General features: G+C 54.0%; 24 protein-coding genes. 1 reads left to right on the plus strand and 23 read right to left on the minus strand.

Annotation, left to right across the window (positions count from 1 at the left end):
• Position 1: 1 nt before the first annotated feature.
• Complete coding sequence (locus JXO48_04810; protein MBN2283191.1) at positions 2 to 1,156, plus strand: ABC transporter substrate-binding protein; 1,155 nt, start codon at positions 2 to 4, stop codon at positions 1,154 to 1,156.
• Between the two features lie 12 nt (positions 1,157 to 1,168).
• Here the strand turns inward: JXO48_04810 and JXO48_04815 are convergent, their stop codons facing one another.
• The 23 genes from JXO48_04815 to secA all read right to left on the minus strand — a co-directional run bounded on the left by JXO48_04815 (position 1,169) and on the right by secA (position 23,211).
• On the minus strand, positions 1,169 to 1,876 hold the full coding sequence (locus JXO48_04815; GenBank protein ID MBN2283192.1) for an ABC transporter ATP-binding protein: 708 nt from the start codon (positions 1,874 to 1,876) through the stop codon (positions 1,169 to 1,171).
• On the minus strand, positions 1,869 to 2,627 hold the full coding sequence (locus JXO48_04820) for an ABC transporter ATP-binding protein (GenBank protein ID MBN2283193.1): 759 nt from the start codon (positions 2,625 to 2,627) through the stop codon (positions 1,869 to 1,871). The genes JXO48_04815 and JXO48_04820 overlap by 8 nt, the downstream gene beginning before the upstream one ends.
• Before the next feature lie 31 nt (positions 2,628 to 2,658).
• Positions 2,659 to 3,840: a high-affinity branched-chain amino acid ABC transporter permease LivM gene (livM, locus tag JXO48_04825; protein MBN2283194.1), complete on the minus strand. Its 1,182-nt coding sequence runs from the start codon at positions 3,838 to 3,840 to the stop codon at positions 2,659 to 2,661.
• A 73-nt stretch (positions 3,841 to 3,913) separates the two neighbouring features.
• Positions 3,914 to 4,816: a branched-chain amino acid ABC transporter permease LivH gene (locus JXO48_04830; protein MBN2283195.1), complete on the minus strand. Its 903-nt coding sequence runs from the start codon at positions 4,814 to 4,816 to the stop codon at positions 3,914 to 3,916.
• 164 nt (positions 4,817 to 4,980) lie between these two features.
• A complete protein-coding gene (locus JXO48_04835; protein MBN2283196.1) occupies positions 4,981 to 6,156 on the minus strand; it encodes a branched-chain amino acid ABC transporter substrate-binding protein in 1,176 nt (391 codons plus the stop codon).
• A 144-nt stretch (positions 6,157 to 6,300) separates the two neighbouring features.
• Positions 6,301 to 7,494 carry a pyridoxal phosphate-dependent aminotransferase gene (locus JXO48_04840; protein ID MBN2283197.1) on the minus strand — a complete coding sequence of 398 codons (1,194 nt, stop codon included), beginning with the start codon at positions 7,492 to 7,494 and terminating at the stop codon, positions 6,301 to 6,303.
• A gap of 173 nt (positions 7,495 to 7,667) precedes the next feature.
• The gene (gene coaD / locus JXO48_04845) at positions 7,668 to 8,165 is read right to left on the minus strand and encodes a pantetheine-phosphate adenylyltransferase (GenBank protein ID MBN2283198.1); all 498 of its coding nucleotides are present in this window, start codon (positions 8,163 to 8,165) and stop codon (positions 7,668 to 7,670) included.
• Positions 8,166 to 8,167: 2 nt separating this feature from the next.
• Complete coding sequence (gene rsmD / locus JXO48_04850) at positions 8,168 to 8,725, minus strand: 16S rRNA (guanine(966)-N(2))-methyltransferase RsmD (protein MBN2283199.1); 558 nt, start codon at positions 8,723 to 8,725, stop codon at positions 8,168 to 8,170.
• Between the two features lie 10 nt (positions 8,726 to 8,735).
• Positions 8,736 to 9,755, minus strand: coding sequence for an aspartate-semialdehyde dehydrogenase (locus JXO48_04855; GenBank protein ID MBN2283200.1), 1,020 nt, complete (start codon positions 9,753 to 9,755; stop codon positions 8,736 to 8,738).
• Positions 9,756 to 9,848: 93 nt separating this feature from the next.
• Complete coding sequence (pssA, locus tag JXO48_04860; protein ID MBN2283201.1) at positions 9,849 to 10,595, minus strand: CDP-diacylglycerol--serine O-phosphatidyltransferase; 747 nt, start codon at positions 10,593 to 10,595, stop codon at positions 9,849 to 9,851.
• A gap of 29 nt (positions 10,596 to 10,624) precedes the next feature.
• Positions 10,625 to 11,269: a phosphatidylserine decarboxylase family protein gene (locus tag JXO48_04865; GenBank protein MBN2283202.1), complete on the minus strand. Its 645-nt coding sequence runs from the start codon at positions 11,267 to 11,269 to the stop codon at positions 10,625 to 10,627.
• Between the two features lie 25 nt (positions 11,270 to 11,294).
• Complete coding sequence (locus JXO48_04870) at positions 11,295 to 11,519, minus strand: DUF465 domain-containing protein (protein MBN2283203.1); 225 nt, start codon at positions 11,517 to 11,519, stop codon at positions 11,295 to 11,297.
• 63 nt (positions 11,520 to 11,582) lie between these two features.
• On the minus strand, positions 11,583 to 12,254 hold the full coding sequence (tsaB, locus tag JXO48_04875) for a tRNA (adenosine(37)-N6)-threonylcarbamoyltransferase complex dimerization subunit type 1 TsaB (GenBank protein ID MBN2283204.1): 672 nt from the start codon (positions 12,252 to 12,254) through the stop codon (positions 11,583 to 11,585).
• A 2-nt stretch (positions 12,255 to 12,256) separates the two neighbouring features.
• Positions 12,257 to 13,324 carry an RIP metalloprotease RseP gene (gene rseP, locus JXO48_04880; protein MBN2283205.1) on the minus strand — a complete coding sequence of 356 codons (1,068 nt, stop codon included), beginning with the start codon at positions 13,322 to 13,324 and terminating at the stop codon, positions 12,257 to 12,259.
• Positions 13,306 to 14,493 (minus strand): 1-deoxy-D-xylulose-5-phosphate reductoisomerase, encoded by a 1,188-nt coding sequence (locus JXO48_04885; protein MBN2283206.1) that lies wholly within the window; start codon positions 14,491 to 14,493, stop codon positions 13,306 to 13,308. Before JXO48_04885 ends, rseP begins: the two co-directional genes overlap by 19 nt.
• A complete protein-coding gene (locus tag JXO48_04890) occupies positions 14,490 to 15,296 on the minus strand; it encodes a phosphatidate cytidylyltransferase (protein MBN2283207.1) in 807 nt (268 codons plus the stop codon). Before JXO48_04890 ends, JXO48_04885 begins: the two co-directional genes overlap by 4 nt.
• 3 nt (positions 15,297 to 15,299) lie before the next feature.
• Positions 15,300 to 16,037, minus strand: a complete 738-nt coding sequence (locus tag JXO48_04895) for an isoprenyl transferase (protein MBN2283208.1) — start codon at positions 16,035 to 16,037, stop codon at positions 15,300 to 15,302.
• A 265-nt stretch (positions 16,038 to 16,302) separates the two neighbouring features.
• Positions 16,303 to 16,860 (minus strand): ribosome recycling factor, encoded by a 558-nt coding sequence (frr, locus tag JXO48_04900; GenBank protein ID MBN2283209.1) that lies wholly within the window; start codon positions 16,858 to 16,860, stop codon positions 16,303 to 16,305.
• Positions 16,857 to 17,579: a UMP kinase gene (locus JXO48_04905; protein ID MBN2283210.1), complete on the minus strand. Its 723-nt coding sequence runs from the start codon at positions 17,577 to 17,579 to the stop codon at positions 16,857 to 16,859. The genes frr and JXO48_04905 overlap by 4 nt, the downstream gene beginning before the upstream one ends.
• 45 nt (positions 17,580 to 17,624) lie before the next feature.
• The gene (tsf, locus tag JXO48_04910) at positions 17,625 to 18,227 is read right to left on the minus strand and encodes a translation elongation factor Ts (protein ID MBN2283211.1); all 603 of its coding nucleotides are present in this window, start codon (positions 18,225 to 18,227) and stop codon (positions 17,625 to 17,627) included.
• Position 18,228: 1 nt separating this feature from the next.
• Positions 18,229 to 19,077, minus strand: a complete 849-nt coding sequence (gene rpsB, locus JXO48_04915; GenBank protein MBN2283212.1) for a 30S ribosomal protein S2 — start codon at positions 19,075 to 19,077, stop codon at positions 18,229 to 18,231.
• A gap of 384 nt (positions 19,078 to 19,461) precedes the next feature.
• A complete protein-coding gene (gene argJ, locus JXO48_04920; GenBank protein ID MBN2283213.1) occupies positions 19,462 to 20,652 on the minus strand; it encodes a bifunctional glutamate N-acetyltransferase/amino-acid acetyltransferase ArgJ in 1,191 nt (396 codons plus the stop codon).
• A 39-nt stretch (positions 20,653 to 20,691) separates the two neighbouring features.
• The gene (gene secA, locus JXO48_04925; GenBank protein ID MBN2283214.1) at positions 20,692 to 23,211 is read right to left on the minus strand and encodes a preprotein translocase subunit SecA; all 2,520 of its coding nucleotides are present in this window, start codon (positions 23,209 to 23,211) and stop codon (positions 20,692 to 20,694) included.
• Between the last annotated feature and the right edge of the window lie 7 nt (positions 23,212 to 23,218).

A 23,218-nucleotide genomic window follows, 5' to 3' on the forward strand; every position in this document is an offset into this window, starting at 1 on the left:
AATGATGGGAACCAGGGGATGTGCCGCTTTCCTCATCACGCTTCTCGCGATAGCCTTCATCATGACACCGGTCATGGCCGCTCAACAACCTGGTCCGGTCAAGATCGGGGTGCTCCTGCCCTTGACGGGACCTGACGCGAAAAAGGGAATGCATCTGTACGAAGGCATCGTGACGGCCCGTTCATTGAAACCGGAAATATCCGGTTCTCCCGTCAACATAATTCCCGCGGACACGGAAAGCACCCGTGAGGGTACCGTAAACGCCATGAAAAGACTTCTCGAAGAGCAGAAAGTACTTGCCGTCATCGGAGAAGCCGGTCCGGATAACACCCGCGCCGCAAGCACCCTTTCTGAAAAGGCCGACATCCCCCTGATCGTCCCGGCCGTCCATGAAGATCATCTGACCAGAGATTGCGAGTACCTGTTCAGGACCTGTCTGTCCGATTCAGCATTGAGCAGCGCAAGCGCCTGGTATGCCGTGAAAAAACTGGGCGCTAAGAATGCCGCCGTTCTGGTTGACATCGCCGACGAAGGCAGTGTCCGGCGGGCCATGGTCTTCAAGAAGCATTTCTCCGACCTGGGTGGGAAGATCGTTGCCGTTGCATACTGCCAGTCCGGTGATGTCGATGTGAATGTACCGCTCGAGTATGTGATCTCCCAGAAAGCGGACGTCATTTTTCTCCCCGAGAAATACCGGGAGGTCATCCTGGCCTGTTCACGTGCCCTGGAAGCGGGTTATAAAGGACATATCATGACAACCGATCATGCCGACCGTCGGCAGTTGATCGAGCGGGGCGGCCCGTCGGTGGATGGCGTGCTGATGATAGACCATTTCGACATCCGGGCGTTGCAGACGGCACTCGGCCAGGCATACGCCGAACAGTTCGGCAACCAGACCGGAAAGGAGCTGAACCGGGAAAACGCCCTTGGCGCCGACGCCTATTTCTCGCTTCGCGAAGCCCTGGAGCGTACGGAATCACACAAGGGGTCGGCGATCAGAAAGGTCATGGCCTCTGGTGACGAATTCACGGGCATCATGGGCCGCATAGTGCTATCCCCCGGAGGCGAAGCGAAACGAGCCGCCGTGGTTCTCCGGGTGAGGAACGATGAATTCACCTACCTCGAGACCATCAACCCCGAACCCGGCATGATGTAGCATCAGAAGATCTCAGATACCCAGATATGCCCTTTTGACGTTCTCATTGGCGAGGAGATTCGCGGAACTGTCACTGATGGTGATTCTGCCGTTTTCCATGACGTATCCCCTGTTCGCAACTTTCAGTGCTATGTTCGCGTTCTGCTCCACCAGGAAAATGGTCGTCCTGTTTTCCCTGTTTATCTTGCCGATAATTTCAAATATCTGCCTGACGACGAGAGGCGCAAGCCCCAATGAAGGTTCATCAAGGAGCAGCAAGCGTGGCCGAGCCATGATGGCCCGTGAAATAGCGAGCATCTGCTGTTCGCCTCCACTGAGGGTTCCCCCGGCCTGATGCCGGCGCTGCGCAAGGATCGGAAAGAGATCAAAGACATACTCCATGTCCTTATGAATGCCTGCCCGGTCTTTTCTGAGATAGGCTCCCATATCAAGATTTTCCACCACGGAAAGATAGGGGAAGATATGGCGGCCTTCCGGCACCTGGCAGATCCCAAGGGAGACGATCTTGTTCGGAGGCAGACCGCTGATCGGCGCCCCCTCGAAATATATCTCACCACGCCGGGGCGGCACGATACCGCAGATAGACATCAGCGTTGTAGACTTTCCCGCACCGTTGGCACCGATGAGCGTTATGATTTCACCTTCCGACAGTTCCAGAGAAATTCCCTTCAGCGCTTCTATATTCCCGTAATAGGTGTGAACATCCCTGAGCTCAAGCATCGGCACCCTCCCCGAGATATGCCTTTATGACGACGGGATTGTTCTTGATATCCATGGGTGTCCCTTCCGCGATCTTTCTGCCGTAATCCACAACATAGATACGCTCCGAAAGGCTCATGACCAACTTCATGTCATGCTCTATGAGAAGGATCGACACTTCTTCCTCGTCCCGGATCCTGTTGATGAGGTCGACGAGTTCCCTCGTTTCCTGCGGGTTCATGCCAGCCGCCGGCTCGTCAAGAAGCAACAGGAACGGTTCCGTCGCCAGCGCCCGTGCTATTTCAAGTCGCCGCTGCGCCCCGTAGGGCAGGTTCTTGGCGAATTCATTGACATAGTGAACAAGCCCGATCTTCTGAAGTACCTCGTAACTGTCCGATACTATGCGCCGCTCTTCATCACGTGTCTTTTTCCCCCGGAATACGGCCCCGGCGATGCCCGAACTCGTTCTGCAGTGCCTTCCGATCATGATGTTCTCCAGTACCGTCATATTCGGAAAGAGCCGGATGTTCTGAAACGTCCGGGCAAGCCCCCGTGCCGTCACCAGGTTCGGTTTGAGTCCGTTGATCCGCTCCACGTGCTTCTTTCCGGGCCGGGCGATAAGGATATCTCCGTCCGTGGGAGGATAGATACCCGTGACACAGTTAAAGAAGGTCGTCTTGCCGGCACCGTTCGGTCCGATCAGGGCGACGATCTCCCCATGGCTGACCCGCAGATCGACCTCATCGAGCGCACGGATGCCGCCGAAGTTCATACCCAACTTCTTAACGTTCAGTATGGGGGTTTCACTGCTTGTTTCCACCTGCACCTGCACCTGCTTCAGCCTCAAATTTATATGTTCTTCTTACATCGCTTACGATCCCGCCGGGTCTGAAGACCATCATGACGACCAGCATCGCTCCGAATGCCAGCATCCGATACTCCGAAAAGGCACGAAGATATTCGGGAAGAAGGATGAGGACCATCGCACCCATGATCACCCCGACCACGGACCCCATGCCGCCGAGGACGACGATACAGAGAATGATAATTGATTCCCACACGGTAAATGATGCCGGATTCACGAAGGTCGTCTTTGCAGCGAAGACGACGCCGCCCATGCCGGCCCAGGTCGCTCCCAGGGCAAAGGCCGTCAGTTTTGTTCTCGCCTTGTCGATCCCCATGGCCTGACAGGCGATCTCATCCTCCCGCAAGGCAATCCATGCCCGTCCGATCCTCGAGTCCTGTAGGCGGTTCACGATAAAAATCGTCATGATGCACAGTAAGATAATAATATAATACATATAAATGGTCGCGGCATGCACCGACAGGTCCAGTCCGAAGAGCGACGGGCGGGGGATGTTCGATATACCACTGGGACCGAAGGAAAATTCATTCCAGTTCTCAAGAATGAGACGGATGATCTCGCCGAATCCCAGGGTCACTATGGCGAGGTAATCCCCGCGGAGCCTCAATACGGGAAAACCGAGGAGAATGCCGAAAGTGGCCCCCATGGCGGCACCGATCGGCAGGACCATCCAGAAATTAAATCCGAAATGATAATGCAGGAGTGCATAGGAATAGGCACCCACGGCGTAGAAGGCGACATACCCGAGATCGAGAAGCCCCGCAAGGCCCACAACGATATTCAGGCCCAGACCGAGCATGACGTATATCATTGCCGTTATCATGATGTTCGTCTGATACAGAGAGAAGATAAAAGGAAATATGATGATAGCGATACCGAACAGAACGGCGAGGGGAATGAAGATCTTTCTGTTCGTCAGTATCCTCTGGGCAAATGTCTGGGTGACGCCGCCTTCCTCTTCCCGTTTCGCCCCCATTTCCTTGCGCTGCAGCATGTAACGCCATATAAGGGAAATAATAAAACTTCCCAGTCCGACGAAGAGCATGTTCACCCAGCGCCATTCGACGACCTTTTCGATCGTATTGACGCGGATGACCATGATCGGAAAGGTGAGGAACATGAACCAGAGTGATACGTAAAATGATTTTTTTATTTCTTTCAGTGCAAACAAGGTACCGACACCCGGAAATTCATTAAACTTTATGACGCTCGGATCTTCCCAGGATTCCCGCAGGTCTGAAAATCAGGATGAGAACGAGAAAGATGAAGGCGAACACATCTTCGTAGTCGCTTGATACATACCCGGTAGCAAAACTTTCCGTCCAGCCGAGGACGAAGCTTCCCAGCACTGCGCCCGGTACGCTGCCGATCCCGCCGAGAACGGCCGCAACGAAGGCCTTGATGCCGGCGATGAACCCGATGTAAAAATTGATCATTCCCACGTGTGATGCGATCAGGACGCCCCCGATGGCCGCCGTCGCCGATCCGATGATAAAGGTCATCGAAATCACCGTATTGATATCCACACCCACCAGGGATGCCATGACCCGGTCCTGTGATGTTGCCCTCATCGCCTTGCCGATCCGGGTAAACTTTATGAGGATCGTGAGCAGGACCATGACAACGGCCGTCGTGATCAGGATAACAAGATCGCTGGAACCGATAGTGTGTGCATAGGGTTCCATGAATTCGAAGTTCGGTATCAGGTTTGGAAAGGGAAGGAAGTCAGACGTCTGTGCGAGAAGCACATAATTTTGAAGAAACAGTGACATTCCGATCGCGCTGATCAGCGCCGACAGCCGGGGTGCGTTTCGAAGCGGTTTGTAGGCTATTTTTTCAACGGTAAATCCGTAAACCGAGGAATAGACAACGGCGATGAGGGCCGCAATGATCAGGATCGCGACGGAATTCATGCCCATGAAGGTAAAAACCGATATGACAATCAGGGCGGTAAAGGCGCCGATCATATATATCTCACCATGAGCGAAGTTAATAAGCTCGATGATGCCGTACACCATGGTGTATCCGAGAGCGATCAGCGCATAGATGCTGCCCCGTGTCAATCCGCCAAAAAAAAGTTCCAGGAAATAATCCATAACGTTGTTGGAAAACTACTCCTTACCAATAATTCGATCGAGCACGATAACTCCCTGTATCGCCCTCAATAAAATCAGGGGTCAGACCGGCCTGACTGCGCCTTCTGGCCCCTGATCACGTGGTTTCCATTCTGTTTTGTGTTTCGACCCAAGGTCTATTCTATTTATTCTACTTCCACATAGACGCCGTTCTGAACCTGATACATGGCGAAACCGATGCCGATAGCGTCTCCCTTTTCATCAAAGCGCAGTATGCCCAGAGGTGTCGCCACGAACTCCGTCTGCAGGGCCTTTGAAACAGCATCGTAATCGGTTGAACCTGTTTTTTCGACCGCATTGAGCAGTGCGCAGGCAGCGGCATAGGCGTTCAGGAAAAAGGCCCCGGGGTCTTCTCCGTACACTTTCCTGTGCTCTTCGATTGCGGTGATCGCCATGGGGTTCGTTGAGGTATCAATGGGTCCCGTCGCATACACACCCTCTGCAAATTCCCCGGCGACCTTGATGAAGGTGTCGTCCTTGACGCCGTCATCGGATATGAAAGGAATGTCCATGCGTTTCTTACGCATCTGCATGACGATCTTTGAGGCTTCCGGATGGTACCCACCGAAAATGACCGCGTCCGCCTCGGCATTCTTGATCTTCTGAACCACCGCCGAGTAATCCACGGCACCAGGTGTAACACCTTCAAAAAGCACTACTTCGGCACGCTCATCAGCTTCCAGGAATCCCTTGGCGAACTCGGCAAGCCCTTTGCCGTAATCGCCCTTGTCATGAATGACGGCCACCTTTTTCACGCCGAGTCTGCCCAGAGCGAAATCCACTTCGAGCTTGGCCTGGGCGTCATCGGAAGCAATGGTCCGGTAGAAATTGGGGTAGTCCCCGCTCTGTGTCAGAGGCGGGTTGGTCGCTGACGGCGACATGCAGACGATACCGGCATCCTTGTAAATGGGAAGGGCCGCTTTCGTGGCACCGCTGCAGATATGTCCGACCACAACATCGACTCCCTGTGAAACGAGTTTTGTGGCCGTATTGGTGGCCTTCTCGGGCTTGCACTCGTCATCTTCCACAAGAAGCACGATCTTTCTACCGCAGATGCCGTTCATTGCGTTCTTGTGATTTACCAGCAGTTCACATGCCTTTACCGTCGGCAGCCCGTATGACGCCAGGTCACCACTGTGAGCTCCGGCAACACCGAGCTTGATGGGTTCGAGCTCGACCTTTTTCGCGACTTCCGCCGGCTTCTCCTTCTCACAGGCGGTGAAAAGAGATACCCCTATGAACGATATGAGGACAACAAGGGTTACAAAGCCGAAAACTTTGAAATTCCGCAACGTTTTCATGTCAACTTTCCTCCTTATTTTTCTGAAACATCAAATATTTATAAATGTGCCTTTATAATAGTACCGGCACCGTAAGTCAAGTTCAAAAGGGAAGCTTATCCGCCGGGATATTTCGTCAGACCCGGGTCCTTGCGGCTCAACACCTCATTCTAGCCCGTTCACGGCATCACTGATCCGCTCCATACCACGCTCTATATGGGCCATCGATGCGGCATAGGAAAGTCTCATGTGAGCGTCGCTGCCGAATGCGGCGCCGGGAACGACCGCCACCAGCGCGTCATCAAGAAGCCATGCCGCAAGCTCTGTTGAGTTCGTGATGGAGGTCCCCCGAAATGAACGGCCGTACAGTCCGCTGACCGTGGGAAATACATAGAAAGCCCCGGCGGGCATGGTGCAGGATATCCCTTCTATGTCGTTCAATGCGGCAACGATATAATCCCTGCGCTTCTGAAATTCAGAAACCATGATCCCGACGGTGTCCTGACCGCCCCGGATGGCCTCGAGGGCGGCTTTCTGAGCGATGGACGACGGATTTGAGGTGTTCTGGCTCTGCACCTTTGCAACCTGGGACATGATCTCTTCAGGACCGGCGGCATAGCCGATCCGCCATCCCGTCATGGCATAGGTTTTTGAAACACCGTTCACGACGATCGTTTTTTCCTTCATCTCTTCGCTGATGTTGGCGATGGTGCAAAAGGGTACATCGTCATACAGTATGTGTTCATAGATATCGTCGGAAATAACGACCATGTCGTGTTCCAAAACGATTTCCGCCAATGCGGCGAGTTCGTCACGGGTATAGACGGCACCCGTCGGGTTCGAAGGACTGTTCAGGATCAGGGCCTTTGTCCTTTTCGTGATCGATTCGGACAATTGTCCGGGCGTCATCTTGAAATTCGTTGTTTCATCTGTTTTCACGATGACCGGTTCGGCATCGGAGAGACAGACAATATCGGGATAGGACACCCAGTACGGCGCGGGTATTATCACCTCATCGCCTCTTTCGAAAAGCACCTGGGACAGGTTTGCCAGGCTGTGTTTTGCTCCACAGGATACGACGATCTGAGACTTTCGATATACCAGATTATTGTCACGTCTGAATTTTTCCGCTATTGCCTCTCTCAGCTCGTCTGTACCCGCAACGGGGGTATATTTCGTAAATCCCTGATGTATGGCGTCGATCGCCGCCCGTTTAATGTTCATCGGCGTGTCAAAATCCGGTTCCCCCGCACCGAAGCCGATTATATCCTTCCCCTCGGCCTTTAGAGCATTTGCCCGGGCCGTTATCGCTAATGTCGCCGAAGGTTGAATTCGCTGTACCCGTTCCGCCAGTTTCATTGCCGTTCCGTTCCTCCACCTCACACAACACGAGTCCCGTATATTTTCATCCGGGTCGTCCGTCACCCGGAGGTGAATCATTTGTAATACCGTCATTGCAGCGCTTATTATCGCGCATCCCGGCTCAGCCACACGCCAGCATGCACCATAAGAGGATCGCCTCGGAAGACCTGTCAGTTATTGTCCTTCATTTCGGGATATTTCTTTTTCAATTGCTTGAGCACCACGTCGGGAACCATTCCCTTGACGGAACCTCCCAGACTGGCTGCTTCCTTTATGATTCTTGAGTTGCAATAGAACCACTTCGATCCCGTCATCAGGAAGACCGTCTCTACATTTCTGTTGAGCCTCCGGTTCATCAGGGCGAGCTGGAACTCATACTCGAAATCCGACATGGCCCGCAATCCCCTGAGAATGCAGCAGGCCTCGGAATTCTTGATATAATCCACGAGAAGACCTGCGTAGCTGTCGATGCTGATCCGGGGATCATTGCTGACGGCCTGCCTGATAAGTTCGGTCCGTTCCTCAACGGTAAAGAGCGAGGTCTTGTTCGGGTTGTACCCGATCACGATAATAATCTTGTCGAATATTCTCAATCCGCGCTTAATAATGTCCAGGTGGCCGTTGGTAATGGGGTCGAATGAGCCGGGATATACCGCTGTCTTGGGCATGATTATTCTCCTCTCTGAGTGATAGTGAGAAAAGAGAGTACCGTGTCGCCGTACTTTCTCCGCTCTATAACAACCAGGTGCTCCGTACCTGCACACTCCTCGCGGGTGGAGTGCTCCATGACGAACACACCATTTTCTGACAGCAACGGCTCTTCGCCGATGTACTGGAGTGTTTTCCTGACCAGGTCTTGCTCATAGGGGGGATCGGCGAAAATGATATCAAAGGTCACCCGTCTTTTTGCAAGGCGTCGTATGCCCGCGTCGACGGTTGCTTCCACAATCTCACAGCCGCTCGTGAAACCACAGAGCTCCACATTCTTCCTGACGATGTCACAATGACGGCGGTTCTTTTCAACGAAGAGGACCGGATCCGCCCCCCTGCTCAATGCCTCGATCCCCACGTTACCGGTGCCGGCAAAGAGGTCAAGGAACGATTTCCCCTCGACGGCACCCAGAATGTCAAATAACGATTCCTTGATCCGATCCGCTGTTATTCTGATATCTCCGCTCCGCGGCGCAATAAGCGTTCTCCCTTTCGCCGCACCCCCGACAACTCTCATGTCCCCCCTTCTATTTCAGGTAATCGGAAATGATAATTTCCGCTATCTGCACCGCGTTCAGGGCGGCTCCCTTCCTGATGTTATCGGAAACAACCCACATATTGATACCATTCGGAATGGATTCATCTTCCCTGATCCTTCCTACGAAGGTATCGTCCTTTCCGGCGGCATCGGACGCGAGCGGGTACTGCCGTTCCCCCGGGTTGTCGATAACGGTGACCCCCGGAGCCCGGGAAAGGATCTCTCGCACCTCGTCAGCCGTTATCTTTCTCTCCGTCTCAATGTTGACCGCTTCCGAGTGACCATAAAATACGGGCACCCGAACCGCCGTCGCCGTGACCGCAATGGAGGGATCGCGCATGATCTTCTTTGTCTCGTTCACCATCTTCAATTCTTCCCGGGTATATCCGTTGTCGAAGAAAATGTCTATGTGGGGAAGACAGTTGAAGGCGATCCGGTGAGGATATACCTCGATCGTCGGTTCCTTCATGACGAGCAGGTCCCGTGTCTGCCGGACCAGTTCCTCGACCGCCTCCTTCCCCGTCCCGGAAACGGCCTGATAGGTCGATACGACGATACGCTTGATCCTGGCCACGTCATGGATCGGCTTCAGGGCCACCACCATCTGTATGGTCGAACAGTTGGGATTGGCGATGATGCCCCTGTTCGTATACTGAGCGATGTCCTCCGGATTCACCTCCGGCACGACGAGGGGGCACAGGGGGTCCATCCGGAAGGCACTGGTGTTGTCTATCACAACGCACCCGGCCTCTGCAGCGATGGGCGCGAACTTTTCACTGATGCTTCCTCCTGCGGAGAAAAGACCGATCTCAACACCCTCAAATGAATCTTCTCCGAGGACCTCGACGTGGCAGGCCTTCCCGCGAAACTCGAGGGTCTTCCCCAGCGAGCGTTCGGATGCAAGAAGCTTCAACTCACCGACGGGGAAATTCCGCTGTTCCAGGGTCCGGATCATCTCGTTCCCGACCAGTCCGGTCGCTCCCACTACTGCAACGCTGTATGTTCTCATACGTCCTTCTTACTCCAGTCTGTGCATGATATTTCCATACGAGAAAGCCACAAGAGCTTCTTGTGGCCCGCAGTAACGCATGTTCTTTTCCTGTTACGTGTTGTTCCTTTCAAGTTTTTCCTTGTCCCCCTGTGGCAGTGACTTTCTGCGACACATACCTGCTACGAGAAAGAGGGGGCCGGAAAAGGCGTATGTCAGCGCCACGGCAAAGAACATGATCTGCGGTTCAAGAACGACAATGACCAGGAGAAAAATTATCGACACAAAGGTCATGAATGGTTTCCGCGTGAATATGTTCAGGTCCTTGAAGCTGTAATACTTTATATTACTGACCATCAGCATGGCGAGAACAACCATGCCCAGGAGCATGACCGGTTGATGCAGGGGTGCCTGGTGCCCGAGATACTGATAGAACAGCACCGTGGTGGCCACGACGAGAGCGGCGCCCGGGATCGGCAATCCGTTGAAGAGCTTGCTGTCAACGATACCGATCTGAATATTGAAACGGGCAAGCCTGAGCGCCCCGCACGCGACGAAGAGGAACGCCGCGAGCCATCCGTATCTCCCGAAGGGGGCGAGGGCCCAAGTGTAGGCAAGCAGCGCCGGCGCGACACCAAAGGCGATGAGGTCCGAAAGTGAATCATACTCCGCACCGAATTTGCTGCTTGTATTGGTGAACCGGGCTATTTTTCCGTCAAGGCCGTCCAGGAAAAAGGCGATGATCACGGCGATCGCCGCACTGTGGTAGTTTCCCTGGACCGATGCGATGACCGAATAGAACCCGCAGAAAAGGCTTGCCGTCGTAAACAGATTGGGGAGGATATAAATACCTTTTTTCATATTTTCCCTGCGGTTACCCGCATTCTTTTTCATGATAAATATCCAATCCCGGTCTCGCCGGACCGCACTCTGTCCCCAACACGGACAAGAACTTTGGAACCTGCGGGAAGAAAGACCTCCAGCCGCGAACCGAACCGGATAAGTCCGAATCGTTCCCCTCTGGCTGCTTTCATCCCCTCCCCTATCCAGCAGACGATCCTTCGGGCCACAATACCCGCGATCTGGATGGTCAGGACATCTTTGCCCTCATCGGTCTTGATCAGGATCGAATTCCTCTCGTTCAACTCGGAGGCCTTGTCGAGGTTCGCCGACAGAAACTTTCCTTTCCTGTAATGTATGGCGGTCACCTCTCCCGAACAGGGCAGCCTGTTGACGTGTACGTTGAACACATTCATGAAAATACTTATCTTGACGAAATCTCCGGTTATCAGGTCCTGTTCGCGCACCTCTTCGATCTTGATAACCTTTCCATCCGCCGGGGAAAGCACCGTTTTTTCATCGGTTGTCGTGCTCCGCTCGGGATTCCTGAAGAACCACAGGACAAAGAACATCAGGACGAACAGCGCCAGAGCGCCCCAGCTCTGACCATAGTGGATCAGGAGGGCCGCCATGACGGCCAGCGGAATAAAGAAGAAAAAAGCATCGATGATTATAGGTGACGTTTTATAATTCATACACGCCGCTCATATGTTCATATTTTCAAAAATTCCGGTACTTTGAAAGGATCTCGAATATTCTTTCCTTGCCGATCAGTTTCTTCTTCTGAAGCGTTTTTCTTTCCACCTCTTCTCCGGGCGTTAGATATACCTTCCTGTTCAAATCTTCAAGCGCTTTTTCGAATTCCCTGTGCTCCTCGACGTATTTCCGCAGTTCCTCGTCCTCTCCGATATATCGAGCGATCAGTTGCTCATCACCCTTTTCCATTTTACGTGGTCCTCCTTCGCAAAAGGCTTCCTTTTCGAGGGTTCTCCTTCACATATTCGCACATCATCCGGCATAGGATACCCGCAGGTAATCCGGCACCATTTTCAGAGCGTCAACGGTATCACCTTCACGAAACTTTTTCAATCCTATAAGACCGATGCTTCCCGCCCTCGGATGGTCATAACAGGGCGGCAGGATCCGGGCCTTCTTACCGAGTGTTTCCACAATAAGGTCCGCGTACGTCCGGGCGCCGCTTCCGATGAAGAGGGTCGTCTCCTTCATGTCAGCGAGTATACCGGCCGGCGTATCGATTTTTCCTGGCATGTGCAGCTCCCGCGCGTCTCTTTCGTCACATCCGTATACCGCGGCATAGACCTTGCCCTGCCGGGCATCGATCATGGTACAGAGGTCCTGCCTCGACGCGGGGACATTCCAGGCAAGAGCCTCAAAGGTCGAAACACAGACGGCGGGGATGTCTCTCGCCATGATGAATCCCTTGGCGGTACTGACGCCGATCCGCAGACCCGTGAACGAACCGGGGCCGATCGTCAGCACCATGAGTTCCACATCATCAAAGGTAAGGTTGACGGAGGTCAAGAGCAGTTCTATGCTGGGAATGAGTGTTTCGCCATGATGTCTTCCCATTGCCAGAACAAGTTCCGCCGTGACGGTTTCATCCCGCAGCAGAGCAACGGCGAGGGTGTCCGACGATGTGTCAAAGGCGAGCGTTAGCACGTCTAATCACCGAAGATCCTGACGATATCATTATAGAAAACGAAGAGCATCAGCAGTATCAGTATGAAAAACCCCACCTGCTGGGCGATCTCTCTCCATCTCACGTTGACCTCCCTGCCCGTGACCAGTTCGATGCAATAGAAAAGGAGGTGGCCACCGTCAAGGACCGGTATCGGAAGCAGGTTCAACACGCCCAGGTTGATGCTGATGACGGCCATGAAGTACATGAACGGCAGGATGCCTCGCTTTGCCTGGGTTCCGGCCATCTGTGCGATCAGGATCGGCCCCCCCAGTTCCCGGGGGGAAATGACCCCTTCAATTATTTTAACGACACCGACACAGATCAGTTTCGTCCAGGACCAGGTCTGACCGACGCCGGCGACCAGCGCCGACAGGGGGTTCCTGCGTTCGATCACCGTCTCGTCGGAGGCGCCGATACCGATCTGGTAGGAATCCACTGCTTCACCGAAGATGTTCGGACCGGCGACAAGCCTCGGCTGGACGGCTATCTGCAGTGTTCGTCCCTGCCGTTCAACGGTAAGGATCAGGGTCCGCCCCCCGCTTTCATGGATCCGGTCGGAAAGCTGGGACCAGTATGAAATCCGCTCACCGTCGACGGCGATAATGACATCATCCTTCTCCAGTCCCGCTTCCAATGCCGCTGATTCCTCCAGGACCTCGCCGACACGCGATGTCAGGACGGACACACCGACACTGAAGATGAGAGCGAATACCAGAATGGCGAAGAGAAAATTGAACAGAGGACCGGCAATGACGATTCCGATCTTTTTTGACACGGGCTGTTTCAGAAAGGACCGTTTTTCATCCTCCGGAGCGATGTCGTCCGTCCCGGCCTCACCGAGAAGGCGCACATACCCTCCCAGGGGAACCGCCGACAGGACATATTCCGTTTCTCCAAATTTCCGGCCGACGATCTTCGGGCCGAAGCCCAGTGAAAACTTCATAACCCCGACACCGAACAGCTTGGCCACCAGGAAATGACCCAGTTCATGAACGAATATCAGGATTCCAAGGACTATAATGACCGAAACTATATTGATGCCGAGCACCGCTCCCCCCGCTTCCTTGCTATTATCCGCGCCGCTTTCTCCCGGGCCCACCGGTCGGCGGAAAGGATTCGCCCAATCGATCCCGGCACGTCGTTTTCGTGTTCGTCAAGTGTTTCTTCTATAACGGCGGGCATGTCCATGAAACCTATTTCTTCCGCCAGAAACGCATCAACCGCTGATTCGTTGGCCGCGTTCAGGACCGCCGGCATGGTCCCGCCCGCCCTCGCCGCACGGTAGGCAAGCCTCAGATTTGGAAAAGACTCGAAGTCCACCTCATAAAATTCGAGATCCGCAACGGCACAAAGATCAAGCCTGCAGCCGTCGCAGGCCGGCAGCCGCTCCGGATACAAAAGGGCATAGGATATGGGAACCCTCATATCGGGAACGCCGAGCTGCGAGACCATCGAACCATCCATATATTCCACCAGGGAATGGACGATGCTCTGCGGGTGGATGATGACGTCGATGCGGTCCACGTCGATATCGAAGAGCCACCTGGCTTCGATGACCTCGAGACCCTTGTTCATCATCGATGCCGAATCGATGGTGATCTTCCTGCCCATTTCCCAGTTTGGATGTTTCAGTGCATCGGATACGGTGACACGGGCAAGTTCCTTCGCGCCGTACCCCCGGAAGGGGCCTCCCGACGCGGTCAGCAGTATCCGCCTTACGCCTTTCCGGTCGTGCCCGGCAAGAGATTGAAAAACGGCGCTGTGCTCACTGTCGACGGGCAGTATCACCGCACCGGTCTCGGCGGCCTTTTCCACCACAAGGTTTCCCGCCATGACCATTGTTTCCTTATTTGCCAGGGCGACCGTTTTCCCCGCTTCGATCGCCGCCATTGTCGGTACCAGTCCCGCCGCGCCGACCATGGCCGATACAACGGTATCCACATCCTTCATCGATGCCGCTTCCCGGTATCCCTCGACACCGTGGAGGATCGCCGTTCTCGACCGGGGTCCCAGCATTTCCCGCAGCCTTTGCGCCCCGCCCTCATCCAGCACGGTCGCCACTGCCGGTCGGAAACGGATTATCTGCTCCTTCAGGAGCCCGATGTTCCGCCCCGCCGAGAGCGCGGTGACGGTGAACCGTGAGGCATTCGTTCCGATCACGTCAAGGGTGCTGACACCGATCGAGCCCGTTGAACCGAGGATGGCTATCTGTTTCATCCGGCAAAATACACTTTGTAGTAATACACGAAAGGTACAATGAAAATAAAAGAATCAAGGCGGTCAAGGATCCCTCCGTGACCCGGCAGCAACGACCCCGAATCCTTTATCATCGATATCCGCTTGAGCGAAGAGGCGCACAGATCACCTACCTGTCCCAGAATGCCCGCCATGAAACCAAGATACACCGCTGAAAGAAATGAAACCTGCTCAAAGAAGAATACCTTGAATATGAGAACACAGAGAATGGTTCCCACCACCGAGCCCAGTGCCCCTTCCACTGTCTTCTTGGCGCTTACTTCAGGGAACAGCTTGCGCCTTCCCCAGTTCTTTCCCGCATAAAAGGCCGAAATATCGCTTGAAAATGTCATTGAGACGATGAAGATGACCCAGAGTATGCCGTCAGGCCACTGCCGGATGAGAACGAGAAAGCTCATCATCAGTGAGATGTACATGTACCCGAAAACGACCTTCATCTGTGCCGAAAAGTCCGGCGGGCGTTGCCCGATACGGGCAAGAAAGAGAGCAAAAACGATCAGGAGACCGAACGTGGCCGTTCCGTACATGAAGGCGAACCCACCCAGACAGGCCGACAGCGGTATGGCCCCGCCGATGATGTACAGTTCCGTCTTTTCCCATGAATGGTCCGGACCGAGGAACATGGCATTATACTCGTATATACCCAGGAGAATGACCGCACCGATCAGGATCGTGATACCCGGCACACCGAAGAAAACGATGATCGCCACGATAATGGGAACGACGATAATGCCTGTCAGCCAACGTTTCAAATGGGAATCCATGGTTTAATCCTTGTGTAGTTGTTCGCTCGTAAGTCCGAAGCGCCGCTCTCTGCGCTGATAATCCGCTATGGCCTCTCGAAGATGCTCACGCGTAAAGTCTGGCCACAGGACATCCGTGAAATATAACTCCGTATAAGCAGTCTGCCAGAGGAGAAAATTGCTCAGACGATATTCTCCACTTGTCCGTATCAGGAGATCCGGGTCCGGCATGCGGGCGGTGAAGAGATACTGCGAAAACCGTTCTTTCGTGATGTCCTTCTCGTCGATCAAGCCCGCCCTGCTGTCATTCACGATCTTTTTGACCGCCGATACGATCTCATCCCTGCTGCCGTAACTGAGAGCAAGGGTCAGGACCATGCCTCTGTTTCCCTCAGTGTTTTCCATAGTTTCATTCAGGACCTTCCGTACACGCTGCGGCAGGGCCTGCGCATCCCCGATCATCGAGAGCCGTATGTCGTTTTCCAGCATGTCCCTGAGTTCCGACTTGAGATAATCCTCGAGAAGAGCTGTCAGGGCGTTCACTTCCTGTCTCGGTCGTGACCAGTTCTCAACGGAAAAGGCGTAAAGCGTGAGATAGGGTATGCCCCATTCCCGGCAGGACCGCACGACCCTGCGCACCGCCTCAGCCCCCTTTTTGTGCCCCGCGATGCGACCCAGCCCATGCCGTTTCGCCCATCGTCCGTTTCCGTCCATGATGATGGCGATGTGCCGGGGCAGATTGTTTGTATCAATGTTCTCCATGAAGGTCCATCAGCACCGTTTCACATGAGTGAATCGATGTCCTCCCATAAAACTCCAACAGATGGAAGGGCTTCGTAAAAAGTTCAGAGGCATTGACCTTTTACGGAGTCGTCAAATTTGAGTATCACATTTCAAGAAACATTTAAAGAGGGCAAACAATTACGGGGCGGAAAGAGCCCACGATCCACTTCCCCGCCGCACCGTCGCCCGGCCTAAAAAAAGCGGCCCCGGGGCCGCTTCTCCATACCGTCGATCTCAACGCCGTTTATATTTCCATGATCTCCTCTTCCTTGTCTCTGAGGATCTTATCGGTCTTTTCTATGTATTCGTTCGTTATTTTCTGCACCTCTTCCTGAGCGGCATACTGGTCGTCCTCTGATATTTCACTGTCCTTTTTCAGGTTTTTCAGCGTGTTGTTCGCATCTCTCCGGGTATTCCGAAGGTTGATCCTGCATTCCTCGGCCATCTTCTTGACGACCTTGACCAGTTCCTTGCGCCGCTCTTCCGTAAGGGGCGGGATGGCTATTCGGATCACTTTCCCGTCGTTTGCGGGAACCAGGCCGAGCTCGGACTTCTGTATCGCCTTTTCGATATTGCCGATGGCACTTTTATCCCAGGGAGAAATGACGATCAGCTGGCTTTCCGGAACCGACAGAGATGCCACCTGGTTCAAGGGCGTCATGGTGCCGTAATAATCCACCTTGATCCCGTCAAGAAGCGATATGGATGCCCTCCCCGTCCGCACCTTGTTGAGCGATCGATCAAAGAAACGAATGTGCTTTTCCATTTCTTCCTTCAGCTCTTCATAGACAAGCTCTATCATTTCCGGGCTCCTACAAAGGTTCCTACCGGTTCTCCACAGACAACGCTCTTGATATTACCTTTTTTTTCGAGATTGAAGACCACGATCGGAAGATCGTTGTCCCTGCACATCGATATTGCCGTGGAATCCATGACCTTGAGATTCCGTGAAAGCACCTCGGTATAACCGATCGTCTCAAAGAACCGGGCATCCCTGTTCTTGACGGGGTCCTTGTCATAGACACCGTCTACCTTCGTTGCCTTGAGAATTATCTCCGCCTCGATCTCCATGGCCCGCAGGGAAGCCGCCGTATCGGTCGTCATAAAGGGATTTCCCGTTCCACCGGCGAAAATGACGACACGTCCCTTTTCAAGATGCCGGATTGCCTTCCTCTTGATGTAAGGTTCGGCGATCTCACGCATTTCGATCGATGTCTGTACCCGTGTCGGGATATCGTTCCGCTCCAGGATGTTCTGCAGGGCCACGCTGTTTATCACCGTCGCAAGCATCCCCATGTAGTCTGCGGATACCCGGTCTATCTTCCTGTCGGTCGCCTCGATCCCGCGGAATATGTTGCCGCCGCCGACAACGATCCCGATCTGGACACCCAGATCCCTGACTTCCCCGATCTCCCCGGCAAGGTAATCGAGCACCGCACCGTCGATCCCGAAAGAGACTTTCCCCTGAAGAGCCTCGCCGCTCAATTTCAGAACAATCCTCTTATAGATCGCCTGTTCCATGGGATGCTCTCCACAACGCATGCTCTTCGGGGATGAACCCGTGGTTTATTCCGCTTCCCCGCCAAGCTGATAGCGGACGAATCGTTTGATGACGATGTTTTCGCCCGTGTTCGCTATCATGTTCTTTACCAGGGTTTCTATGGTGATGTCCGTATCCTTGACGAACTTCTGATTGATAAGACATACTTCTTCGTAGTATTTTCTCAGTTTGCCTTCGCATATCTTGTCAAGGATCTTCTCGGGTTTGCCTTCCGCCAGTGCCTGTTCCCGGTAGATCGCCTTCTCCCGCTCGATCTCCGGCTCGGGAATCGCCTCGGACGAAACGTATTTCGGGTTCATTGCCGCGATGTGCATGGCGATATCGCGGGCCAGGGTCTTGAACCCGTCCGTCTTTGCCACAAAATCCGTTTCACAGTTCACTTCCACCAGGACGCCGATCTTTCCTTCCATATGGATATAGGAAGTTACGACCCCTTCCTTGGTCGCCCTCGAAGACCGCTTGGTCGCCGCCGACATTCCCTTTTTCCTGAGATATTCAATCGCCTTATCAAAATCACCGCCGGATTCCTGCAAGGCTTCCTTGCAATCCATCATGCCGGCATTTGTCTTGTCTCTCAGTTTCTTTACCAGTGCCGCTGTAATCTCCACTCTAATCTACCTCCTGCTCCTCATCACGGATATTGTCATCGCCGTACTTTTCCGGCGGTTCTTCCTCCATACCACCCAGGTCCTTTGTTTCAATGCTTTCGGGAACGTCCACCTCCGCTTCCTCCCGGTCCTCACCCTTATCGCTTTCAGCCTGTATCCGCTCCTCGAACCGGCGATTGCCTTCAATAACGGCATCGGCGATACGCGAAGAGAACAGCTTGATCGCCCTGATCGCATCGTCATTACCGGGAATGATATAATCCACGTCATCGGGATCGCAATTGGTATCCACGATGGCCACGATGGGAATGCCGAGATTCCGTCCCTCTTTAACGGCTATCTGTTCCTTTCGCGGATCCACCACGAAAAGCGCACCCGGCAGACCTTTCATGGTCCTGATGCCGCCGAGAACCCTCTCGAGTTTCACACGCTCGCGCTGGAGTCCCATGATCTCCTTTTTCGGGAAGGCGTTGATACTCTCGTCCTGGAACATAGTGTCAAGGGTGTTGAGCCGTTCGATACTTTTTCGAATCGTCACGTAATTGGTAAGCATGCCGCCCAGCCATCGCTGGTTCACATAGGGCATCCCGCAGCGCTCCGACTCCGCCTTGATGGATTCCTGGGCCTGTTTCTTTGTTCCCACCATAAGCAGTTCTTTTCCCGTGGAAACAAGATCGACCACAAAACTGTAAGCGATATCGAAAAGCTGAACCGTCTGCTGAAGGTCGATGATATATATGCCGTTCCGGGCACCGAAGATAAAAGGTTTCATCTTGGGGTTCCACCGGTTCGTCTGGTGACCGAAGTGGACCCCCGACTCGAGCAGCATTTTCATTGAAACATAAGACATGAGCATTTCTCCTTTCGTTTGTACCGCCACCCCTCTCTTCTTGTCCCGGGACTTTTTCAAGCAACGCCGGGTACAATCAAGGGATGTGAGTGATTTTCCCTTACGGGCTGCAGCGACATATCATATGCCGGTCGAATAATCAAGGCAAAAAAAGTGGTTAGGGACATCCAGTGCATGAGTACCTGAGTGCCTAAGTACCTGAGTGCCTGGTAATACAGAAGTCCCCCTTTGCAAAAGGGGGATTGAGGGGGATTTTAAATAGAAAAATCCCTCCCGGCCTCCCTTTACGAAAGGGAGGTGAAAAACCTAATCCGCAATCCGTAATCCTATAATCCGTAATCCTATAATCCGTAATCCGCTAATCCCTAATCCCTTTCTCACGGATCACGTATGATACATCGCGTTTATCTTCACATAATCATATGAAAGATCCGATGTGTAGAGGTGGAAGGATGCCTTGCCCATTCCAAGTCTGACCGTAACCGGGACCGTCTCGCGCTTCATCACCTCCGCAAGCCTTTCCTTCACCCCCGGAACACCCGTCCCGTTCCTGAAGAGCGGGATGCCGTCAATAAAGAGTTCTGTTGCATCCGCGGGCACAGGGACACCCGAGGCACCGACGGCCGATATAATGCGTCCCCAGTTGGGATCATTTCCAAAAAAAGCGGTCTTCACGAGGTTTGAACGGGCGATCGCATAGGCCACCCGCCGGGCTTCCTTCATGTTCCGGGCACCCTCGACAACAAGAGAGATCACCTTGGTAGATCCTTCACCGTCTCTCACGATGGCCCTGGCAAGAAAATCCATGACGCCGCCCAGTGCCTCGCGGAACATCGGCAGGGACTTCGACCGAGGCGTCAGCGGGTCATTACCGGCGACACCATTCGCCATGATGATGGCCATATCGTTCGTGCTCATGCATCCGTCGACACTGATGGCATTGAAGCTCTCGTCAACGGCCTTCCTGAAAACCCGCTCCAGGCAGGGTTGCTCTATGGAGGCATCGGTCATGATAAAGGCAAGCATCGTCGCCATGCCCGGTTCTATCATTCCGGCACCTTTCGCGATCCCGCAGACCGTGATCTCTTTCCCCCCAATACGGCATTTTTGCGCATGCATCTTCGGAAACGCGTCGGTCGTCATTATTCCTTCCTCTGCGGAGGGAATACCATAGGGGCTGACAGCTTTCGCCAGGTTGTCAATGTTCGCCAGTATCTTTTCCAGGGGCAGCCGCTCGCCGATCACTCCCGTGGACGCCGCGAGGACCAGCTCCTCATCGATGTTCAAACGCTTTGACAGGGCCTTTGACACGGCCAGCGCGTCACGGAGACCTTCATCCCCGGTCGCGGCGTTGGCATTACCGCTGTTCACGATGACCGCCTGGGCCGTTCCTTTTCTGATCCGCTCCCGGGAAAGAACAACGGGAGCAGCCGTGAAAACGTTCGTCGTGAACACGCCGGCCGCCGCCGCCGGCACCTTCGAAAATATCAGGGACAGATCGTTCCGGCCGTTCGTCTTGATACCGCAGAAAACACTTCCGGCAAGAAACCCGGGGACATGTAACTCATCAGTCATGATCTTCGGCTCTCCTTGTGTACCTCACTGCCTTTTAATTCATCTCCCGCAGCAATGCTTGTACTTCTTACCGCTGCCGCACGGGCAGGGTTCGTTCCTTCCGACCTTCCTCGTATCCCGCTTGACCGTTTTGGGCGTCGCCCCCGCGTCACCACGACTCATGACATAATCCTGGCTCTGCGCCTCTTCGATCTCCCGCACCTCTTCCTGGCGCTGTATCTGGACCACGCACAATTTTTCGAGGGTATCCTGCTTGATCCGGAATACCATGTCCATGAACATATCGTATCCCTCTTTCTGATACTCTCTGACGGGGTCCTTCTGGCCGTAACCGCGGAGCCCGATACCTTCCTTGAGGTGATCCATCGCCAGCAGGTGTTCTTTCCAGTGCGTATCTATCGACTGCAGCATGACGACCCGCATGATGTAGTTCATGAGGTCCGTCCCGTATTCCCGCTCCTTGCTCCGGAGATGTTCGATCACGCTTGACGTGATCTTTTCCTGAATGGTGCTGCGGTCCATCTCCGCCCGGTTCATCCCGCTCAGGGGCAGCTTGAGCAAAAACCGCTTGAAAAGAAGATCTTCAAGTCCCTTGAGGTTCCATTCATCGGGATGGGCCTTCTCCTCCATGTATTCATCCACCAGGTCTTCCGTCACTTCCCCCAGCATCTCCTCAACGGCCTGCCAGAGGTTTTCACCGCTCAGGACGTCCCGTCTCTGGGTATAAATGACCTCGCGCTGGCGGTTCATTACATTGTCATACTCCAGAAGATGCTTCCGTATATCGAAGTTCTGACCCTCCACGCGGCGCTGAGCGTTTTCGATCGCCTTGGTGATAAGGTTGTGCTCGATCGGCTGGTCCTCCTCGACGCCGATCCGATCCATGATCGACGAGATCCTCTCGGCACCGAATATACGCAGCAGGTCATCCTCAAGGGACAGATAAAACCTCGATGACCCATTGTCGCCCTGGCGTCCCGACCGCCCCCGCAACTGGTTGTCTATGCGGCGGCTCTCGTGCCGTTCCGTACCGAGAATGTGAAGCCCGCCCAGATCAGCGACGCCCTCCCCCAGCTTGATGTCGGTCCCCCTGCCTGCCATGTTCGTCGATATGGTGACGGCATTGGGCTGTCCGGCCTGCGCGATGATCTCCGCCTCTCGCTCGTGGTTCTTTGCATTGAGGACGTTGTGCCTGATCCCGTTCTTGGAGAGGTACTTGCTGAGAAGTTCCGATTTCTCGATCGAGATGGTGCCGATCAGAACGGGCCTTCCCATATGGTGAAGTTCCTTGACCTCGTCGATCACGGCCCTGAATTTTTCCTGCTCCGTCTTGTAGATGACATCTGAATAATCTTCCCGGATCATGGGCATGTTCGTGGGTATGACGACCACGTCGAGATCATATATCTTCTTGAATTCCTCAGCTTCGGTATCGGCTGTTCCGGTCATGCCGGCCAGTTTGTCGTACATGCGGAAGAAGTTCTGAAAAGTGATCGACGCCAGTGTCTGGTTCTCCCGTTCGATCTTCACATGCTCCTTCGCCTCGAGTGCCTGATGCAGGCCGTCGCTGTAACGGCGGCCGGGCATGACCCGTCCCGTAAATTCATCGACGATGACGACCTGCCCGTCCTTCACCAGATAATCGATATCCCGTTTAAAAAGCGTGTGGGCCTTCAGTGCCTGGTTCACATGATGCAGCAACTCGATGTTTTTCGGCTCATAGAGATTCTGTACCTTCAGCAGGCTTTCGACGCGCGCGACGCCCTCCTCCGTCAGAACGACGGTTCTGCTCTTTTCATCAATGGTATAATCCCGTTCCCGGGTCAGACGTGGGAGGACCTGATTGATGCGGTAATATTTGTCGGTCGATTCCTCGGACGGTCCGGAAATGATCAGGGGCGTCCGGGCCTCGTCGATAAGGATGCTATCCACCTCGTCGACGATGGCGTAATGAAAATCGCGCTGGACATAATCCTCGATGCGGAAGTTCATGTTATCCCTGAGATAGTCGAAGCCGAACTCGTTGTTCGTTCCGTATGTGATATCGCAGGAATAGGCACGTCGCCGCTCATCATCGCTCATGCCGTGAACGATGATCCCCACCGAAAGCCCGAGGAAGCTGTAGATCGGCCCCATCCAGGAGGCATCCCTCCGCGCCAGGTAATCATTGACCGTCACCAGGTGCGCCCCCTTCCCGGTCAGGGCGTTGAGATACAGGGGCATCGTCGCCGCAAGGGTCTTTCCCTCGCCGGTCTTCATTTCCGCGATCTTCCCCTCGTGAAGAACGATACCGCCGATGACCTGAACATCAAAGGGTCTCATCGCCACGGTCCTCGCTGCTGTTTCTCTCGCGACGGCAAAGGCCTCCGGGAGGATCGCATCGACCTCGGCGCCCTGCTGAAGTTTCTCCCTGAAATAAGGAGTTTTCGCCTTCAGTTGATCGTCGGTCAGCTTCCGGACCTCCGGTTCCAGTGCGTTTATTTCATCGAGAACAAGGGACAGCCGTTTCAGTTCCCTGTCGTTCTTGCTCCCGAATATCTTTTTCAGGACATAATTCAACATACCT

This window comes from Deltaproteobacteria bacterium, from assembly GCA_016933965.1.
In the GTDB taxonomy this organism is placed as follows: Bacteria; Desulfobacterota; Syntrophia; order Syntrophales; family UBA2210; genus JAFGTS01.

What these genes read in the sequence shown, in the direction of transcription:
- JXO48_04810 (MBN2283191.1), top strand. Translation starts at nt 2, where the DNA reads ATGATGGGAACCAGGGGATGTGCCGCTTTCCTCATCACGCTTCTCGCG.
- JXO48_04815 (MBN2283192.1), bottom strand. Translation starts at nt 1,876, where the DNA reads ATGCTTGAGCTCAGGGATGTTCACACCTATTACGGGAATATAGAAGCG.
- JXO48_04820 (MBN2283193.1), bottom strand. Translation starts at nt 2,627, where the DNA reads ATGAACTTCGGCGGCATCCGTGCGCTCGATGAGGTCGATCTGCGGGTC.
- livM (MBN2283194.1), bottom strand. Translation starts at nt 3,840, where the DNA reads ATGTTCCTCACCTTTCCGATCATGGTCATCCGCGTCAATACGATCGAA.
- JXO48_04830 (MBN2283195.1), bottom strand. Translation starts at nt 4,816, where the DNA reads ATGGATTATTTCCTGGAACTTTTTTTTGGCGGATTGACACGGGGCAGC.
- JXO48_04835 (MBN2283196.1), bottom strand. Translation starts at nt 6,156, where the DNA reads ATGAAAACGTTGCGGAATTTCAAAGTTTTCGGCTTTGTAACCCTTGTT.
- JXO48_04840 (MBN2283197.1), bottom strand. Translation starts at nt 7,494, where the DNA reads ATGAAACTGGCGGAACGGGTACAGCGAATTCAACCTTCGGCGACATTA.
- coaD (MBN2283198.1), bottom strand. Translation starts at nt 8,165, where the DNA reads ATGCCCAAGACAGCGGTATATCCCGGCTCATTCGACCCCATTACCAAC.
- rsmD (MBN2283199.1), bottom strand. Translation starts at nt 8,725, where the DNA reads ATGAGAGTTGTCGGGGGTGCGGCGAAAGGGAGAACGCTTATTGCGCCG.
- JXO48_04855 (MBN2283200.1), bottom strand. Translation starts at nt 9,755, where the DNA reads ATGAGAACATACAGCGTTGCAGTAGTGGGAGCGACCGGACTGGTCGGG.
- pssA (MBN2283201.1), bottom strand. Translation starts at nt 10,595, where the DNA reads ATGAAAAAAGGTATTTATATCCTCCCCAATCTGTTTACGACGGCAAGC.
- JXO48_04865 (MBN2283202.1), bottom strand. Translation starts at nt 11,269, where the DNA reads ATGAATTATAAAACGTCACCTATAATCATCGATGCTTTTTTCTTCTTT.
- JXO48_04870 (MBN2283203.1), bottom strand. Translation starts at nt 11,519, where the DNA reads ATGGAAAAGGGTGATGAGCAACTGATCGCTCGATATATCGGAGAGGAC.
- JXO48_04885 (MBN2283206.1), bottom strand. Translation starts at nt 14,493, where the DNA reads ATGAAACAGATAGCCATCCTCGGTTCAACGGGCTCGATCGGTGTCAGC.
- JXO48_04890 (MBN2283207.1), bottom strand. Translation starts at nt 15,296, where the DNA reads ATGGATTCCCATTTGAAACGTTGGCTGACAGGCATTATCGTCGTTCCC.
- JXO48_04895 (MBN2283208.1), bottom strand. Translation starts at nt 16,037, where the DNA reads ATGGAGAACATTGATACAAACAATCTGCCCCGGCACATCGCCATCATC.
- frr (MBN2283209.1), bottom strand. Translation starts at nt 16,860, where the DNA reads ATGATAGAGCTTGTCTATGAAGAGCTGAAGGAAGAAATGGAAAAGCAC.
- JXO48_04905 (MBN2283210.1), bottom strand. Translation starts at nt 17,579, where the DNA reads ATGGAACAGGCGATCTATAAGAGGATTGTTCTGAAATTGAGCGGCGAG.
- rpsB (MBN2283212.1), bottom strand. Translation starts at nt 19,077, where the DNA reads ATGTCTTATGTTTCAATGAAAATGCTGCTCGAGTCGGGGGTCCACTTC.
- argJ (MBN2283213.1), bottom strand. Translation starts at nt 20,652, where the DNA reads ATGACTGATGAGTTACATGTCCCCGGGTTTCTTGCCGGAAGTGTTTTC.